The following is a 16392-nucleotide window of genomic DNA, read 5'->3' as shown; positions in this document are numbered from 1 at the left end:
CACGAGGAAACCGCTCACATGAACGTGCAAAAAATGACCGACCTGCCCCTGGAAGGGCAGCGCGTGCTGATTCGTGAAGACCTTAACGTACCGATCAAGCATGGCCGTGTTTCCAGTGACGCTCGTCTTCGCGCGGCGCTGCCAACCATTCAGGCAGCAGCTCAAGCAGGTGCAAAAGTGATGCTAATGAGTCACTTAGGCCGTCCTACTGAAGGTGAGCCCGCTGAAGAGTTTTCACTCGCTCCCGTCGCTGAGCGCTTAGGCGAGCTGCTTAGCCGCCCCGTTACGCTAATCAGCGATTATCTCGATACAGCGCCAGCATTGGCTAATGGCGATGTTGTGCTGCTAGAAAACGTGCGCTTTAACAACGGTGAGAAAAAAGACGACGAACAGCTTTCCAAACAATACGCAGCGTTATGCGACGTTTTTGTCATGGATGCCTTCGGTACGGCTCATCGCGCACAGGCTTCTACTCATGGCGTGGCGCGCTTTGCCCCACAGGCGTGTGCAGGACCGCTGCTTGCCCAAGAGCTTGATGCACTTGAAAAAGCATTGGCAAATCCGGCGCGACCTATGACAGCCATTGTAGGCGGCTCTAAAGTATCCACCAAGTTAGACGTACTCACCGCCCTTTCAGACAAATGCGACCAACTGATTGTTGGCGGTGGTATCGCCAACACGTTTATCGCTGCGGCAGGCTATAATGTTGGCAAATCGCTCTTTGAGGCAGATTTAATCGGCCAGGCAAAAGCGCTCATGGAAAAAGTAGCCATTCCATTACCGACGGATGTCGTCGTTGCCACTGAGTTTTCTGATTCCGCAGAAGCTGTCATCAAGCCAGTTGATCAGGTCGCCGATAACGAAATGATTCTGGATATCGGTCCCGACACCGCTAGCCACTTAGCCAGCTTACTGAAAAATGCAGGCACTATTTTGTGGAACGGCCCTGTTGGTGTATTTGAAATTGATCAGTTTGGTAAAGGAACCGAAGTGCTTTCTCAGGCGATTGCCGACAGCAGTGCTTTCTCAATTGCAGGGGGCGGTGATACGTTAGCAGCGATTGATAAATATGCCATTGCTGACCGCGTTTCCTATATCTCTACTGGCGGTGGCGCATTTCTTGAGTACGTTGAAGGCAAGCAGTTGCCTGCCGTCGCCGCACTCGAAGCTGCCGCTCAGCGCGGTTAAATCTTTAAACAAATGGCACGCTCACTGCCTTTGTACCTACATACAACCCAACTAAGGTGATCCCATGGCTTTGATCAGCATGCGCCAAATGCTCGACCACGCAGCCGAATATGGCTACGGTATTCCAGCATTCAACGTTAATAACCTTGAGCAGATGCGCGCCATCATGGAAGCTGCTGACGCCACTGACTCGCCGGTTATCGTGCAAGCCTCTGCTGGCGCGCGGAAATATGCCGGTGCCCCCTTCCTGCGCCACCTGATCTTGGCAGCAGTTGAAGAATTCCCGCATATTCCAGTCGTAATGCACCAGGACCACGGTACTAGCCCTGCTGTTTGCCAACGCTCCATTCAACTCGGCTTCTCCTCAGTCATGATGGACGGCTCGTTGGGTGAAGACGGTAAAACACCGATGGACTATGACTACAACGTCGATGTCACTCGTCGTGCCGTAGAAATGGCGCATGCTTGCGGTGTCTCCGTGGAAGGCGAGCTAGGCTGTCTAGGTAGCTTAGAGACGGGGATGGCTGGCGAAGAAGACGGCATTGGCGCCGAGGGCAAACTGGATATGGAGCAGATGCTCACCGATCCGGAAGAAGCTGCCGAGTTTGTCAAAGCAACCCACGTAGATGCACTGGCTATCGCCATTGGCACCAGCCACGGGGCTTATAAATTCACCAAGCCACCCACTGGCGACACCCTGTCGATCCAACGCATTAAAGAGATCCATGCGCGCATTCCCGACACGCATTTGGTAATGCACGGTTCATCATCCGTGCCACAAGAGTGGCTGGAAGTGATTAACCAGTATGGCGGTCAAATTCCGGAAACGTACGGTGTACCGGTCGAAGAGATCATCGAAGGCATTAAACACGGTGTTCGTAAAGTCAACATCGACACCGATTTACGCCTTGCCTCTACGGGTGCCGTCCGCCGCTTTATGGCCCAGAACCCTTCCGAGTTCGACCCGCGTAAATTCCTTAAAGAAACCGTGACCGCCATGCGTGACCTGTGTATTGCGCGCTATGAAGCGTTCGGTACTGCTGGTAATGCGAGCAAAATTAAGCCCGTCAACTTAGAAGTTATGTTCCAGCGCTACGAGCGTGGCGAGCTAGCTCCTAAAGTGAAGTAACGTTCTCTTCACGTGTTCCATTTAAGGCGGCCGATTGGTCGCCTTATTTTATTGCAGCGCAGTGTAGCGCTAATTCGCGACGCCTAACACGCTAAAAGCACTACTCATTATCGCTGTTGCTCTGTTCACCCTCACCGCTTTCAATTGCATCCTCGGCACTACCAGTACCTCCCGTGCCTCCCTGTGTATCTTCTTTATTATCAGCATGGTCACTTTCAACGTCGCTGGTTTCCTCAGCGTCGTTGGAAATGGATTCCTCTCGCTGAACTGCTCCTGCCTTGATACCGTACTTCTCCTCTAATGCCGCATCGTCTAATGCGTCATGCTGCGTATTATCTGAGTCTGACGTTTCGGCTTGCGCTTGTCCTGCCACCAGTAGGGATGTACAAAAAGCAATTGAAAACACCCAAAGAGTAAATCGCATCGAAGCTCTCCTTTTTTGTGGTTATCAAAGCTTAGTCTAAACATGGCTACCCATCAGTGCTGTTGCTTTAAAAAGCCCTTCCTGCCCCAGCAATGAGGCTATCACTCAGCCCTTTCCTTGGGCACCTTGCTATAAACCTATAAAAAATTATCAAACAGTGTTCACAAAAAGCTAAAAATCCCGTTCAATAGCAGTCTGGTCGGCTTAAACTAACACGGGCAGCGCGAAAGACGTTGCAAGGAATGACAATGCCGCTTCCACTTTTGCTGTTTGACTGTGATGGCACCCTCGTCGATAGCGAGCCACTTCTAGCTGAAGAAATGGCTATCGGTCTAAATTCGGTAGGCTTACCCTTTAAATCCACCGATTATCTCGGAGAGTTTCGAGGTGCCCGTTTTCGACGAATTGTGGCAGAGTTACAGCAGCGTTACGGTAGTGTCGATGAAGCTCAATTAGCTAGCATGGAGCAGGCGATGCGGACCAACTTAGCTAATCGTTTATCAAGCGAGCTAAAGGCAATTCCTGGCGTCCATGAATCCCTTGAAGTACTGAGTAATTACCCGAGTGCGGTTGTATCTAATGGCCCAGAAAGCAAAATTCATACTGCTTTACAAGCAACCGGCCTCGCCAGCTACTTTGGGAAGCGTTTGTTCAGCGGTTATACCGCTAACTGCTGGAAACCAGAGCCCTGTCTTCACCTTCATGCAGCTAGTATCATGGGTTTTTCAGCAAGTGATTGTATTGCCATCGATGACGCACTCGTTGGCGTAAGGGCAGCTCTACAAGCGGGTATGACTGTCATTCACTTGAATCGCTACCCAGACGCTGAAACTACGCCTGAAGGCGCTATTATGATCAGCAACATGTATCAGCTACCTGCAGTCGTTGAGCGCCTTACTCATGAAAAGTGGCAGATGCCAGTGCCTCAACATTCAATAGAGAAATAAGTATGGCTTCATTACGTGACCAGCTCGGCGGCCTTGTGTATTCAACAGAGCAAGGCAAGACTTGCCCAAGCTGCCGCGAGTCTATCGACCAATGCCGCTGCGCAGATACCAGCGAGCAAGCGCGCATTGCTGATTTAGACGGCATTGTGCGAATCCGACGCGAAACCAGTGGACGCAAGGGAAAAGGAGTCACCACCATTAGTGGTATACCGCTTTCCAGTGCGGAGTTGAAAACGCTTGCTAAGACATTGAAGAAACGCTGTGGCACTGGTGGTGCTGTAAAGGATGGCATTATCGAAATTCAGGGCGATCATCGGGAAACGCTACAGCAAGCATTAACATCGTTAGGCTACCAAGTTAAATTAGCAGGTGGTTGACACACCTCTGTGATAGCGCTCTGTCTTGAGGCAAAGCACTAAAGGGCAAGGCACTGCAATGAATTGGTTAGAATACCTGCTACCACTCATTTTCCTGTTTCCCATGGCGGCCATGGGTGGCATTGTCTTGGCGCTGCGTAGCCTTCACGATGCACGCGTTCAGTCTCCCTTTAATGCTCCCTTGCGTGAACCCGGCCAAGCTCTGCGGCATCGCCTTGATCAAGCTTTTTCTAGCCTGTTTTTAAACGGTGCACTCGGTCCCATTATTAGCCTTGCCCCGCTGGTGTATGGCATGGGCCGTATGCTGTTTGTGGAGAAGCAAGACTGGGTGGAGTGGGCATTATATGGCTTACTTAGCACGCTGTTAGTGCTGGCTTTTTCACTACTACTTGTGCGCGATTATCAGCGCATTCGCCGTCTGAAACTCGGTTTAGCTTGTGAATTAGCCGTTGGCCAAGAACTTGAACGCATGGTGAGGCCAGAAGCCCACCCTTATTATGTGTTTCACGACGTCCCCACCGATAGCTTTACTATTGACCATGTCGTTGTCACACCACATGGCGTTTTCGTGGTAGAAACACGTGCAAGAGCATTAGCGATTGGCAGCAATGGTAAGGAGCTTAATAGCGTAGCGGTTGAGCGTGAGCGGCTACGTTTTCCTCACTGGCAAGAACGCCGCCCTCTGCATAAAACACGTCAGGGTGTTAGTTGGCTGACGCAATGGCTTGAGCGTCGTTGTGGTGTTCCTGTGCCGGTACAAGGTGTATTGGTTTTGCCGGGTTGGGACGTTGATACTAGCGAAGCTGCACCCGATATATTAGTCGTTAGCGGTGAGCAGCTATCTCGTCAACTAACCGAGCTCACCCCTGGCCAGATGAGCGATGCCATTCACGATAAAGTGATTCATCTACTCATTGAGCGTGCACGCCTTATGGAGCTCAAACACCTGCGTCAACCCTCCGTATAGAAGGTTAATTACCGCGCAAGCGCCCACCCATTTCTTGCGCGAGGTCGACAGCATAGTGATCGGTCATTCCACCAATAAAATCCAGCATGCGCCGATAGCTATCGTAGAGCGTCCAGGACGGCAATGGCGTATTTTCACCAATCAACGCCAGCACGCGCTGGTGCTTGAATGAGCTATGCCCTGTGTGGTGCAGTTCGTTAGCAGCACCAATAAATGCCTCCAATAAAATTCCCAGCGTCGTATAGGCACCAATTTCAAGTTTGGCTTTGCGCTCATTTTGAAAAATGCGCTCACGCGCTAACTGCTTTGCCGCTTGAACGCCCCACCCCAGGTTAGGGTGACATAGCTCCAATAAATCCTGGCCTAACGTTCCGCTGAGCAACGCTTGCTCATGTTGCACAAAAACCGCCCCCACATCATTCACCGCACGTTCCATAGCGGCGCCACGCAGTAAGGCAATTCGACGCCGTTGAGATACTTTCCGCCTCTCCATCTCAGCGTATTCTGGAGGGAATTCACCCGCGATCTGACGCAGTATCTCGACCACTTCCTCATAGCGAAGAATCCCCATCTCTAAGCCATCTTCTAAATCAAGCAGGGCGTAGCAGATATCATCAGCCGCTTCGACAAGCCAGGCAAGCGGGTGACGACACCAACGCTGATCTCCTTGAGGAAGAAGCCCGACAGCCTCAGCCACTTCTTTTAACAGCGCCTGTTCAGACTGGTAACAACCGAATTTTCCAGCACGCCCGCTGTAGCGTACCGTCCAGGGGTATTTAAGCAGAGTACCTAACGTAGCGGCAGATAACCGCATGCCACCATTAAACTGGTTGTACTCAATTTGGGTAATAACACGGAAGCCTTGGGCATTGCCTTCGTAGGTTAGTAAGTCATCACGCTCCGCATCAGACAAACCATCTAGCAAGCCACTTTTTTGAGCTCGCCGAAACCAATCACGAATCGCATATTCACCGGCATGACCAAATGGGGGGTTGCCAATATCATGTCCTAAGCACGCTGTCTGGACGATCACCCCTAAGTCAGCGGGTGTTATCCAGCCAGGCAGACGATCCCTTAGTAACTCGCCCACAATCATGCCTAGCGAGCGACCAACGCAACCGACTTCCAGTGAATGGGTCAAGCGTGTATGGATATGATCATTTTCAGTCAGTGGATGCACTTGCGTTTTCCGACCCAAACGGCGGAAGGAGCCCGAGAAAACGATACGATCATGATCTTTATGAAAAGGGCTTCGCCCGATTTCATGGGTTGCTTCACGCACACCGCCAGGGCGTTTATCGTGAAGACGTTGAGGGGATAATAATTGGTCCCATTGCATCTGTGTCATAGCGTTCCTCCGTGAGAGCAACATTTTGACATAAATCCAAGCAAGATAACCGTCTTCAACCTCGAGACATGCGTGCAGCGACAACCGTCGCTACACACATGTTATATGGCAGTAACACACCCTACTGATCAGATAATTTTTAACGCTCGGTAGAGGGGTAATCGCTTGTCTAGAAAATCACCAGCCTGACGCTCAAGCTCAGCCAAATTCTCATTCTCATCCGAAACTGGCTTGCCCTCTTTAAGCAGGCATTTGTTTTGAGACGCCAAAATACGCCATGCAAAAGTAGCTAACGTTTTAGCGTCATCACCGCCCTCTAACGTGGCAAGCAGGAAAAACTGATGGAAGAGCGAGACAGCGACACCACCTCCTGTCACCGGGCTTGCGAGATAACTCAACTCAGTCGTGCTTCTTGACTGGCTCATTAAAAAACGATTTAGTCGACCAGTCTTGGACGCTACCTTAGAAATATCATCGTCGGACTGGGCAGGCAAAATAATACCCTTTGATGCCAGTATGGCAATTGCACTGTTCAATGCAGAACGCCCCACTCCATGCTCTTTTGCAACCTGCCAAAGTTCGGATACAAATATCGGTTGATAGGATGAAAGTGCATCTAGCAGCGGCGTATAAATATTGCTAGGCAAATCAAAGTTACCCAGTCGCCCTGCGATTTTTAGCTGCACATCTTTACGCGGCACCCCCATAATCACGCGAAGACCATCTAGCATTTCATCTTTATCAAGCCCACTTAAACGGCGCGCCCCTTTTACCCAGTAATCGGTACGAAACTGACGGTTCTCACAAAAATCACGCACCGACTGGCGAAATAGCGGGTTAGGGATGTTATTAATTAGGGCCTGTTGCTCATTGGTTAACTGAATACTTTCAATGGCATCTGCATATCGCGCACTGCAAGCCCAATCCATCTTGGCAGGCTCTAGCCAGCGTGCCATTTTAGCAAATGCCATCGGCTCCCAATCACGATTAAAGTATTCATGAGCTATGTAATTTTTATTATCTTGTTTAATCTTCTCTAAGCGATTCTTAATCTGGGGGTTAGCATTACAGTACTCTGGGTTCACGGCCACCAGCTGCTCGGCAAACGTGATCGCGTCTTCAATTCTCGAAATGGTGCCCGCCCCCTGAGCACTCATAAGGTCTGCGTGCTCGGCTAATAGATCACGCATAGGCACCATGGCTGCCCAGCCTGGTTGTGTGTTGTAACTAATGTACAGCACACCTCCCACCTTCAACTTACGGCGAATAAAATCGACAATCACTGCGCGGTTTTCATCCGCAATCCAACTCCATATGCCGTGAAGGCCGATATAGTCGAATTCAGGTAGGTCATCACGCTGGCAAAATTCATCAAATGCATCATCGTGTAGCTTTGCATTAGCACCGCTAATAGATGATAACTCCTGCGCAAAGGCTGCTTGATGGGGATTAAAATCTGTCCCGTACCAATTGATTTGTGAAGCAGCCGCATGAATGTTAGTACTAATACCCTGACCAAACCCCAGTTCACAGGCATTAATAACATTTGGCGGCCGAATACCGGCGTTGATAAATCCTAGCGCAATTCGCAAAGGATTCAGTTCAGTGTAATAACCATAAGTATAATTAATATCCGCTATGTATCCAGACGTCCAATCCGACATAACACCTGCTCCCAAGCAATGGCGTATTATTCAATTGTTAAGCGAAGCCACCTATCACCAGAGTCTGAGAAACAGATAGAAAATACCAATATCGCTCTGCTACCTCTGACACACACTCAGTGACATAACCCCTGGCACAAACACTGTTGTTAGAACCTTGATAGTGAAGTATTTGATCCACTGGGTCTACTGAAGAGATGATGGGAAGTTTGAAGGATTGTTACGCAATCACTCACTATATAATTGAATAAATTCGTAAATTTTTTTGCTGCCTGCTAAGTGACTTTCTTTCACACACACAAAATTCTCCAAGGCCCGGAGCTCTGGGGGGATTTTTCAGACAGTTCATAACCAATAGTGCAAACAAAAAACCAGCCAATGAGCTGGGTTTCTTGTTAAATAAGTGCCTGACGATGCCCCCCCATCCCTCCGCGCCGCCCTTGTTATTCCCGCAGGCCCTTAGCGGGAATCCATGTTGAACTGGGGCTTCGGCTGCTGCAGGCCAAGGTGGATTCCCGATAAGCCCACTCGGGAATGACGGTGCGGTGACTTGGGAACGTCCCTAATTGATTTTCTTCCGCGCAAACAAAAAACCCAGCCGATTGGCTGGGTTCTTTGTTAAATAAGTGCCTGACGATGACCTACTCTCGCATGGGGAGACCCCACACTACCATCGGCGCTAAGCGGTTTCACTTCTGAGTTCGGCATGGGATCAGGTGGTTCACGCGTGCTATGGTCGTCAGGCGTAACTTGTAATGCATATCATGCTGATGTGTTTTGTGGCGTCTCTCGTCTCCTGTCACCGACAGGAAGCGCGTATCCGGTTTTCGTTATCACTGCGACCAGACCCCTTGGGTGTTATAGGGTCAAGCCTCACGGGCCATTAGTACACGTTAGCTCAACGCCTTGCAGCGCTTCCACACCGTGCCTATCAACCAGCTGGTCTCGCTGGGCCCTTCAGGAGGCTCTAGGCCTCAGGGATGTCTCATCTTGAAGGGGGCTTCCCGCTTAGATGCTTTCAGCGGTTATCCCGTCCGCACATAGCTACCCGGCAATGCCACTGGCGTGACAACCGGAACACCAGAGGTGCGTCCACTCCGGTCCTCTCGTACTAGGAGCAGCCCTTCTCAAACATCCAACGCCCACGGCAGATAGGGACCGAACTGTCTCACGACGTTCTAAACCCAGCTCGCGTACCACTTTAAATGGCGAACAGCCATACCCTTGGGACCGACTTCAGCCCCAGGATGTGATGAGCCGACATCGAGGTGCCAAACACCGCCGTCGATGTGAACTCTTGGGCGGTATCAGCCTGTTATCCCCGGAGTACCTTTTATCCGTTGAGCGATGGCCCTTCCATACAGAACCACCGGATCACTAGAACCTGCTTTCGCACCTGCTCGACGTGTCTGTCTCGCAGTCAAGCACCCTTATGCTCTTGCACTCACTGCACGATGTCCGACCGTGCTGAGGGTACCTTCGTGCTCCTCCGTTACTCTTTGGGAGGAGACCGCCCCAGTCAAACTACCCACCACACACTGTCCTCGATCCGGATAACGGACCTGAGTGAGAACGCCAATGATGCCAGGCTGGTATTTCAAGGTTGGCTCCCCTCGAACTGGCGTCCGAGATTCAAAGCCTCCCAGCTATCCTACACAGGCAACATCAGCGTCCAGTGTGAAGCTATAGTAAAGGTTCACGGGGTCTTTCCGTCTAGCCGCGGGTACACCGCATCTTCACGGCGATTTCAATTTCACTGAGTCTCGGGTGGAGACAGCGTGGCCATCATTACGCCATTCGTGCAGGTCGGAACTTACCCGACAAGGAATTTCGCTACCTTAGGACCGTTATAGTTACGGCCGCCGTTTACCGGGGCTTCAATCAAGAGCTTCGGACGAATCCTAACACCATCATTTAACCTTCCGGCACCGGGCAGGCGTCACACCCTATACGTCCGCTTGCGCGTTAGCAGAGTGCTGTGTTTTTACTAAACAGTTGCAGCCACCTGGTATCTTCGACCGGTTCGGGCTTAGAGAGCAAGTCTCGTCACCCTACGCCGGCGTGCCTTCTCCCGAAGTTACGGCACCATTTTGCCTAGTTCCTTCACCCGAGTTCTCTCAAGCGCCTTGGGATTCTCACCCTGACCACCTGTGTCGGTTTGGGGTACGGTCGCACATGATCTGAAGCTTAGAGGCTTTTCCTGGAAGCGTGGCATCAATGACTTCCTGACCGTAGTCAGTTCGTTTCGTGTCTCGGCCTTAAAGGGTCCCGGATTTACCTAAGACCCAAGCCTACTCACTTTCACCAGGACAACCAACGCCTGGCTCACCTAGCCTTCTCCGTCCCCCCATCGCAATCATGTCCGGTACAGGAATATTGACCTGTTTCCCATCGACTACGCCTTTCGGCCTCGCCTTAGGGGCCGACTCACTCTGCTCCGATTAGCGTCGAACAGAAACCCTTGGTCTTCCGGCGAGGGAGTTTTTCACTCCCTTTATCGTTACTCATGTCAGCATTCGCACTCGTGATACCTCCAGCAGACTTCTCAATCCACCTTCATTGGCTTACACGACGCTCCTCTACCGCTCACACATAGTGTGAACCCGTAGCTTCGGTACCTGGTTTAGCCCCGTTACATCTTCCGCGCAGGCCGACTCGACTAGTGAGCTATTACGCTTTCTTTAAAGGATGGCTGCTTCTAAGCCAACCTCCTAGCTGTCTGAGCCTTCCCACATCGTTTCCCACTTAACCAGGATTTCGGGACCTTAGCTGACGGTCTGGGTTGTTTCCCTTTTCACGACGGACGTTAGCACCCGCCGTGTGTCTCCCACGCTTGCACTCACCGGTATTCGGAGTTTGCCTCGGGTTGGTAAGTCGGGATGACCCCCTAGCCGAAACAGTGCTCTACCCCCGGCGGTGATACGTGAGGCGCTACCTAAATAGCTTTCGAGGAGAACCAGCTATCTCCGAGCTTGATTAGCCTTTCACTCCGATCCACAAGTCATCCAAATCTTTTTCAACAGATCCTGGTTCGGTCCTCCAATTGATGTTACTCAATCTTCAACCTGCTCATGGATAGATCGCTCGGTTTCGGGTCTATATCCAGCGACTGTGTCGCCCAGTTAAGACTCGGTTTCCCTACGGCTCCCCTAAACGGTTAACCTCGCCACTGAATATAAGTCGCTGACCCATTATACAAAAGGTACGCAGTCACAGAACAAGTCTGCTCCTACTGCTTGTACGCACACGGTTTCAGGATCTATTTCACTCCCCTCTCCGGGGTTCTTTTCGCCTTTCCCTCACGGTACTGGTTCACTATCGGTCAGCCAGGAGTATTTAGCCTTGGAGGATGGTCCCCCCGTCTTCAGTCAAGGTTTCTCGTGCCCCGACCTACTCGATTTCACATGATCAGATTTTCGACTACGGGGCTATCACCCACTATGGCCGCGCTTCCCAGCGCATTCGCCTAATCAGTCACATGCTTAAGGGCTGGTCCCCGTTCGCTCGCCGCTACTAGGGGAATCTCGGTTGATTTCTTTTCCTCAGGGTACTTAGATGTTTCAGTTCCCCTGGTTCGCCTCTTACGCCTATATATTCAGCGCAAGATACTCATCTTATGATGAGTGGGTTTCCCCATTCAGAGATGCCCGGGTCACAGGTTGTTTGCCACCTCGCCGAGCCTTATCGCAGGCTTCCACGTCTTTCATCGCCTCTGGCTGCCTAGGCATCCACCGTGTGCGCTTCATTGCTTGACCCTATAACCCGAAGGAGTCTGGTATCTCGCAATGATAACGATTGCCGGATACGCTTGAGACGTATCACAAAACAATTACGTATAAACGTTTTAAAACGTTTATGTCAGCATGATATACATTGTTAAAGAGCGACTGCTATGCGCAGTGATAAGCGAGTGCTTTTCACATTAAAAGGAAAAGAGAGGTCTTTTAAATAAGATCTTAAAAAAGGTCTTTTCTCTTCTTTCAACATGAAGAAAACGCTTATCACTGCGTATCAACAGCATTCTGATCAGGTAATTCATTGTGAGCGCTTACCGCGAGGAGTGATGCATCGTTTAAGGAGGTGATCCAGCCGCAGGTTCCCCTACGGCTACCTTGTTACGACTTCACCCCAGTCATGAACCACACCGTGGTGATCGCTTTCCCGAAGGTTAAGCTAACCACTTCTGGTGCAGTCCACTCCCATGGTGTGACGGGCGGTGTGTACAAGGCCCGGGAACGTATTCACCGTGACATTCTGATTCACGATTACTAGCGATTCCGACTTCACGGAGTCGAGTTGCAGACTCCGATCCGGACTGAGACCGGCTTTTCGGGATTAGCTGACTCTCGCGAGCTCGCAACCCTTTGTACCGGCCATTGTAGCACGTGTGTAGCCCTACTCGTAAGGGCCATGATGACTTGACGTCGTCCCCACCTTCCTCCGGTTTGTCACCGGCAGTCTCCTTAGAGTTCCCGGCATTACCCGCTGGCAAATAAGGACAAGGGTTGCGCTCGTTACGGGACTTAACCCAACATTTCACAACACGAGCTGACGACAGCCATGCAGCACCTGTCTCTGCGTTCCCGAAGGCACCAAGTGATCTCTCACAAGTTCGCAGGATGTCAAGAGTAGGTAAGGTTCTTCGCGTTGCATCGAATTAAACCACATGCTCCACCGCTTGTGCGGGCCCCCGTCAATTCATTTGAGTTTTAACCTTGCGGCCGTACTCCCCAGGCGGTCGACTTATCGCGTTAACTTCGCCACAAAGTGCGCTAGGCACCCAACGGCTGGTCGACATCGTTTACGGCGTGGACTACCAGGGTATCTAATCCTGTTTGCTACCCACGCTTTCGCACCTCAGTGTCAGTGTCAGTCCAGAAGGCCGCCTTCGCCACTGGTATTCCTCCCGATCTCTACGCATTTCACCGCTACACCGGGAATTCTACCTTCCTCTCCTGCACTCTAGCTTGACAGTTCCGGATGCCGTTCCCAGGTTGAGCCCGGGGCTTTCACAACCGGCTTATCAAGCCACCTACGCGCGCTTTACGCCCAGTAATTCCGATTAACGCTTGCACCCTCCGTATTACCGCGGCTGCTGGCACGGAGTTAGCCGGTGCTTCTTCTGCGAGTGATGTCTTTCCTAATGGGTATTAACCACTAGGCGTTCTTCCTCGCTGAAAGTGCTTTACAACCCGAGGGCCTTCTTCACACACGCGGCATGGCTGGATCAGGCTTTCGCCCATTGTCCAATATTCCCCACTGCTGCCTCCCGTAGGAGTTCGGGCCGTGTCTCAGTCCCGATGTGGCTGATCATCCTCTCAGACCAGCTACGGATCGTTGCCTTGGTGAGCCATTACCTCACCAACTAGCTAATCCGACATAGGCTCATCCAATAGCGGGAGCCGGAGCCCCCTTTCTCCCGTAGGACGTATGCGGTATTAGCCTGGGTTTCCCCAGGTTATCCCCCACTATCGGGCAGATTCCTATGCATTACTCACCCGTCCGCCGCTCGTCAGCGGGTAGCAAGCTACCCCTGTTACCGCTCGACTTGCATGTGTTAGGCCTGCCGCCAGCGTTCAATCTGAGCCATGATCAAACTCTTCAGTTTAAAATCATTGTGATGCTTACTCGTCACCCGAAGGTAACAAAAGCGCATCAAACTTGGCTCAAGGTTCAAACGAATTCATTCAAACTTTCGTTTTCATGACCGCTTGCCTTGATGTTTGGTGATTTATCACCCTCATCGGCAAGCGCCCACATGAATTACCTGATCAAATTGTTAAAGAGCTGTTTTCGCTGCTGAACTTCCGAAGAAGTCACTGGCTAACCGATGAACTGGCTTGCCTCAGCGAGGAAGGCGTATTCTACGCATTTCCTGGTGTTTGTCAATCACTGTTTTGAGTGAGTGAAGCGAGTGAGCGAAGAAAGCGTGATAACGATGCTTTCTGGCGTGGCTCGTTTCAAAAAGGGTTGGAAGACATCGCAGCGTATTGCTGCTGAGTTCTTCTAACTCTCTGACAAACCGAAGGTTTTCACCTTCAATCACCGCTGGTAACGCTGTGCGTCCCCGGCAGCGGATGCGTACTTTACGGATTCGCTGCCGTCTTGGCAAGAGCTATTTATAGATAAGTGCGAAAAAGTTTTAAGCCAAACCGTTTGGTGTTGGAAAGCACTTCGACGGCAATCCATTGGCGGTTACACTTATACCAGCTTGATAGCCCCCAACGCCCACCCCCATTCTGAGGTCCGTGATGAGCCAGCATCTACTAACTGTCGATTCATTACAGCGCGAAAGCGTTGACCACCTGCTACGCGTTGCAGCGCGTATGGAACCTATTGCCAGTCGCCGCCAAGTTACTCGGGTGCTGGAAGGTGCTGTGCTTGGTAATCTGTTCTTTGAAGCGAGTACACGCACACGCGTGAGCTTTAATGCCGCGTTTTGCCGTCTGGGGGGAAGCGTGTGTGATACCACCGGCTTTACTTTCTCTTCTATGGCCAAGGGTGAATCGCTTTACGATACTAGTCGAGTGATGAGTGGCTATTGCGATGCGATTGTTATGCGCCATCCAGATCAAGGATCGGTAGCAGAGTTCGCCGCTGCCACCAATGTGCCGGTAATTAACGGCGGGGATGGCCCAGGTGAACACCCAAGCCAAGCACTGCTTGATCTCTATACGATTGATAAAGAGTTTCAGCGCTTAGGTAAATCACTCAGCGGCGCACATATTCTGCTGACCGGTGATTTGAAATATGGCCGCACCGTGCATTCGCTGATCAAGCTACTGTCTCTCTATGATCCGCTGCGCATTACCCTGGTATCGCCACCGGGCCTGGAAATGCCGACCGCGCTGATTGACCTTGTGACGTCGCGCGGGCACCGCGTCGAACAACGTGACTCACTGGCCAGCGACTTCTCAGATCTGGACGTGGTTTACACCACACGCATCCAGAAAGAGCGTTTTACCGATGAAATGAACGAGAGCTTTCAGGGGCTTTCCGACGACTTTATGGTTAATCGCGACTTTCTGGATCAGCGCTGCAGCCAAAGTACGATTGTCATGCACCCACTCCCCCGAGATAGCCGCCCTGGCGCCAATGACCTAAACGTGAATCTTAACGGTGACCCGCGTTTGGCGATTTTCCGCCAAACTGACAACGGGATACCCATGCGGATGGCCATTTTTGCCACGCTATTAAAGGTAGATGAGCTGATTGAGAAAGACCTGAGACCCGTGCGCTGGTTTGTGCCATCTCAAACCGGCACTCTAGACCGTTAAGTCATTCCGTCAGGTTTAATGAGCGATCCGCCCACCAGGAAGTCCTTCTTGGTGGGCAAACCAACCTTCTAGAATAAGCACAGCAGCGATGCCATCGACACTCTCTTCTCGATAGTTACCACGATGGCCTGCCGCATGAGCGATCTGCTTCGCTTCGCGAGTAGAGCCACGCTCGTCCACCATTTCACAGGGCTTGCCATAGCGCCCGTGCAGGCGATTACCAAACTTGCGTGACCGCGTGCTCATTGCGGACTCAGTACCATCCATATTCAGCGGCAGGCCAACCACAAACAAGTCAGGCTGCCACTCCTCTACTAACCGTGTAACAACGTTCCAGTCAGGAATGCCGTCTCGAGCGGTTAGCGGCGTTAGCTCGCGTGCGCTATTAAGCAACTCATTGCCTACCGCAACGCCAATACGCCGAGTACCAAAATCAAATGCGAGTATTAGCCGTTGCCCACGATCAGCCATAAAACTCAACCATCATGCATGCCCCGCGTCGCGGGTCATCAGGTTTAGATCAACGCCCAGTATGCCAGCGGCAGCGGTTAGACGCTCGGCGGGAGGGGTGTTAAACAGTACGCTGCCTTGGCCTTCGACCGTCAACCACGCATTCTCTTTTAGCTCGTCTTCTAATTGCCCAACGTCCCAGCCAGCACAGCCTAGGCACACCAGAAAGTCCTCGGGGCCTGTGTCATCGGCAAGCGCCTGAAGAATATCCATCGAGGTGGTCAGCGCGATACCGTCCTCCACCTGAACACTGGAGTCCCACTCCTGGCTATCACCGATATGCAGAATGAAGCCACGATCCTTATGCATAGGGCCGCCATAATAGACCGGTGCATTACGGTGCGGGCTATCATCGCCCCCCAGCGACAGCTGTTCAAAGAGGGCATCGAGGGTGATTTCAAGCGGACGATTGGCGATGACCCCCATGCAACCATTGTGATCATGGTCGCAAAGGTAGATCAGGCTACCGGCAAAATTAGGGTCATCCAAGTGAGGCATAGCCATCAAAAAATGATGCTTAAAGCTTTGCATGCGTCTCCTACGGCTCGCTGAATACTCAGC

At 51.5% G+C, this 16392-nt stretch carries 11 protein-coding genes and 3 rRNA genes; 6 read left to right on the top strand and 8 right to left on the bottom strand.

Going from position 1 to position 16392, the window contains the following annotated elements:
- Positions 1-18 precede the first annotated feature (18 nt).
- Together NDQ72_00240 and fba are read left to right on the top strand one after the other, a co-directional pair.
- Positions 19-1188, top strand: a complete 1170-nt coding sequence (locus tag NDQ72_00240) for a phosphoglycerate kinase (protein WKD28414.1) — start codon at positions 19-21, stop codon at positions 1186-1188.
- A gap of 64 nt (positions 1189-1252) precedes the next feature.
- On the top strand, positions 1253-2317 hold the full coding sequence (gene fba, locus NDQ72_00235; protein ID WKD28413.1) for a fructose-bisphosphate aldolase class II: 1065 nt from the start codon (positions 1253-1255) through the stop codon (positions 2315-2317).
- 100 nt (positions 2318-2417) lie between these two features.
- Here the strand turns inward: fba and NDQ72_00230 are convergent, their stop codons facing one another.
- Positions 2418-2741, bottom strand: a complete 324-nt coding sequence (locus NDQ72_00230; protein WKD28412.1) for a hypothetical protein — start codon at positions 2739-2741, stop codon at positions 2418-2420.
- Between the two features lie 248 nt (positions 2742-2989).
- Here NDQ72_00230 and NDQ72_00225 point away from each other — a divergent pair, with 248 nt between their 5' ends.
- From NDQ72_00225 to NDQ72_00215, 3 genes are read left to right on the top strand one after another with little or no spacing between them, the layout of a single operon-like run.
- On the top strand, positions 2990-3688 hold the full coding sequence (locus NDQ72_00225) for an HAD-IA family hydrolase (GenBank protein WKD28411.1): 699 nt from the start codon (positions 2990-2992) through the stop codon (positions 3686-3688).
- A gap of 2 nt (positions 3689-3690) precedes the next feature.
- Positions 3691-4065, top strand: coding sequence for a translation initiation factor Sui1 (locus tag NDQ72_00220; protein ID WKD28410.1), 375 nt, complete (start codon positions 3691-3693; stop codon positions 4063-4065).
- A gap of 58 nt (positions 4066-4123) precedes the next feature.
- Entirely contained in the window at positions 4124-5032 is a 909-nt protein-coding gene (locus NDQ72_00215) for an NERD domain-containing protein (GenBank protein ID WKD28409.1), read from the top strand.
- Positions 5033-5036: 4 nt separating this feature from the next.
- Here NDQ72_00215 and NDQ72_00210 read toward each other — a convergent pair whose 3' ends face one another.
- The 5 genes from NDQ72_00210 to NDQ72_00190 form a co-directional block, all read right to left on the bottom strand.
- Positions 5037-6380, bottom strand: a complete 1344-nt coding sequence (locus NDQ72_00210) for a deoxyguanosinetriphosphate triphosphohydrolase (protein ID WKD28408.1) — start codon at positions 6378-6380, stop codon at positions 5037-5039.
- 128 nt (positions 6381-6508) lie between these two features.
- Positions 6509-8044 (bottom strand): class I SAM-dependent methyltransferase, encoded by a 1536-nt coding sequence (locus NDQ72_00205; GenBank protein WKD28407.1) that lies wholly within the window; start codon positions 8042-8044, stop codon positions 6509-6511.
- Positions 8045-8672: 628 nt separating this feature from the next.
- Positions 8673-8788, bottom strand: a 5S ribosomal RNA gene (rrf, locus tag NDQ72_00200).
- A gap of 118 nt (positions 8789-8906) precedes the next feature.
- Positions 8907-11799: ribosomal RNA gene (locus tag NDQ72_00195) — 23S ribosomal RNA — on the bottom strand.
- Positions 11800-12117: 318 nt separating this feature from the next.
- Positions 12118-13652: ribosomal RNA gene (locus NDQ72_00190) — 16S ribosomal RNA — on the bottom strand.
- The 16S, 23S and 5S rRNA genes sit together here, the layout of an rRNA operon.
- A gap of 643 nt (positions 13653-14295) precedes the next feature.
- Here NDQ72_00190 and pyrB point away from each other — a divergent pair.
- Positions 14296-15321, top strand: coding sequence for an aspartate carbamoyltransferase (pyrB, locus tag NDQ72_00185; GenBank protein WKD28406.1), 1026 nt, complete (start codon positions 14296-14298; stop codon positions 15319-15321).
- A gap of 15 nt (positions 15322-15336) precedes the next feature.
- Here the strand turns inward: pyrB and ruvX are convergent, their stop codons facing one another.
- Both ruvX and NDQ72_00175 read right to left on the bottom strand, forming a co-directional pair.
- Positions 15337-15792, bottom strand: coding sequence for a Holliday junction resolvase RuvX (gene ruvX, locus NDQ72_00180; GenBank protein WKD28405.1), 456 nt, complete (start codon positions 15790-15792; stop codon positions 15337-15339).
- Between the two features lie 12 nt (positions 15793-15804).
- The gene (locus tag NDQ72_00175; protein ID WKD28404.1) at positions 15805-16362 is read right to left on the bottom strand and encodes a YqgE/AlgH family protein; all 558 of its coding nucleotides are present in this window, start codon (positions 16360-16362) and stop codon (positions 15805-15807) included.
- Between the last annotated feature and the right edge of the window lie 30 nt (positions 16363-16392).

The organism is Halomonas sp. KG2 (assembly GCA_030440445.1).
Classification (GTDB): domain Bacteria; phylum Pseudomonadota; class Gammaproteobacteria; order Pseudomonadales; family Halomonadaceae; genus Vreelandella.
Note: the sequence above shows the minus strand (reverse complement) of the source record. Positions and strands in the feature narration are given on the sequence as shown.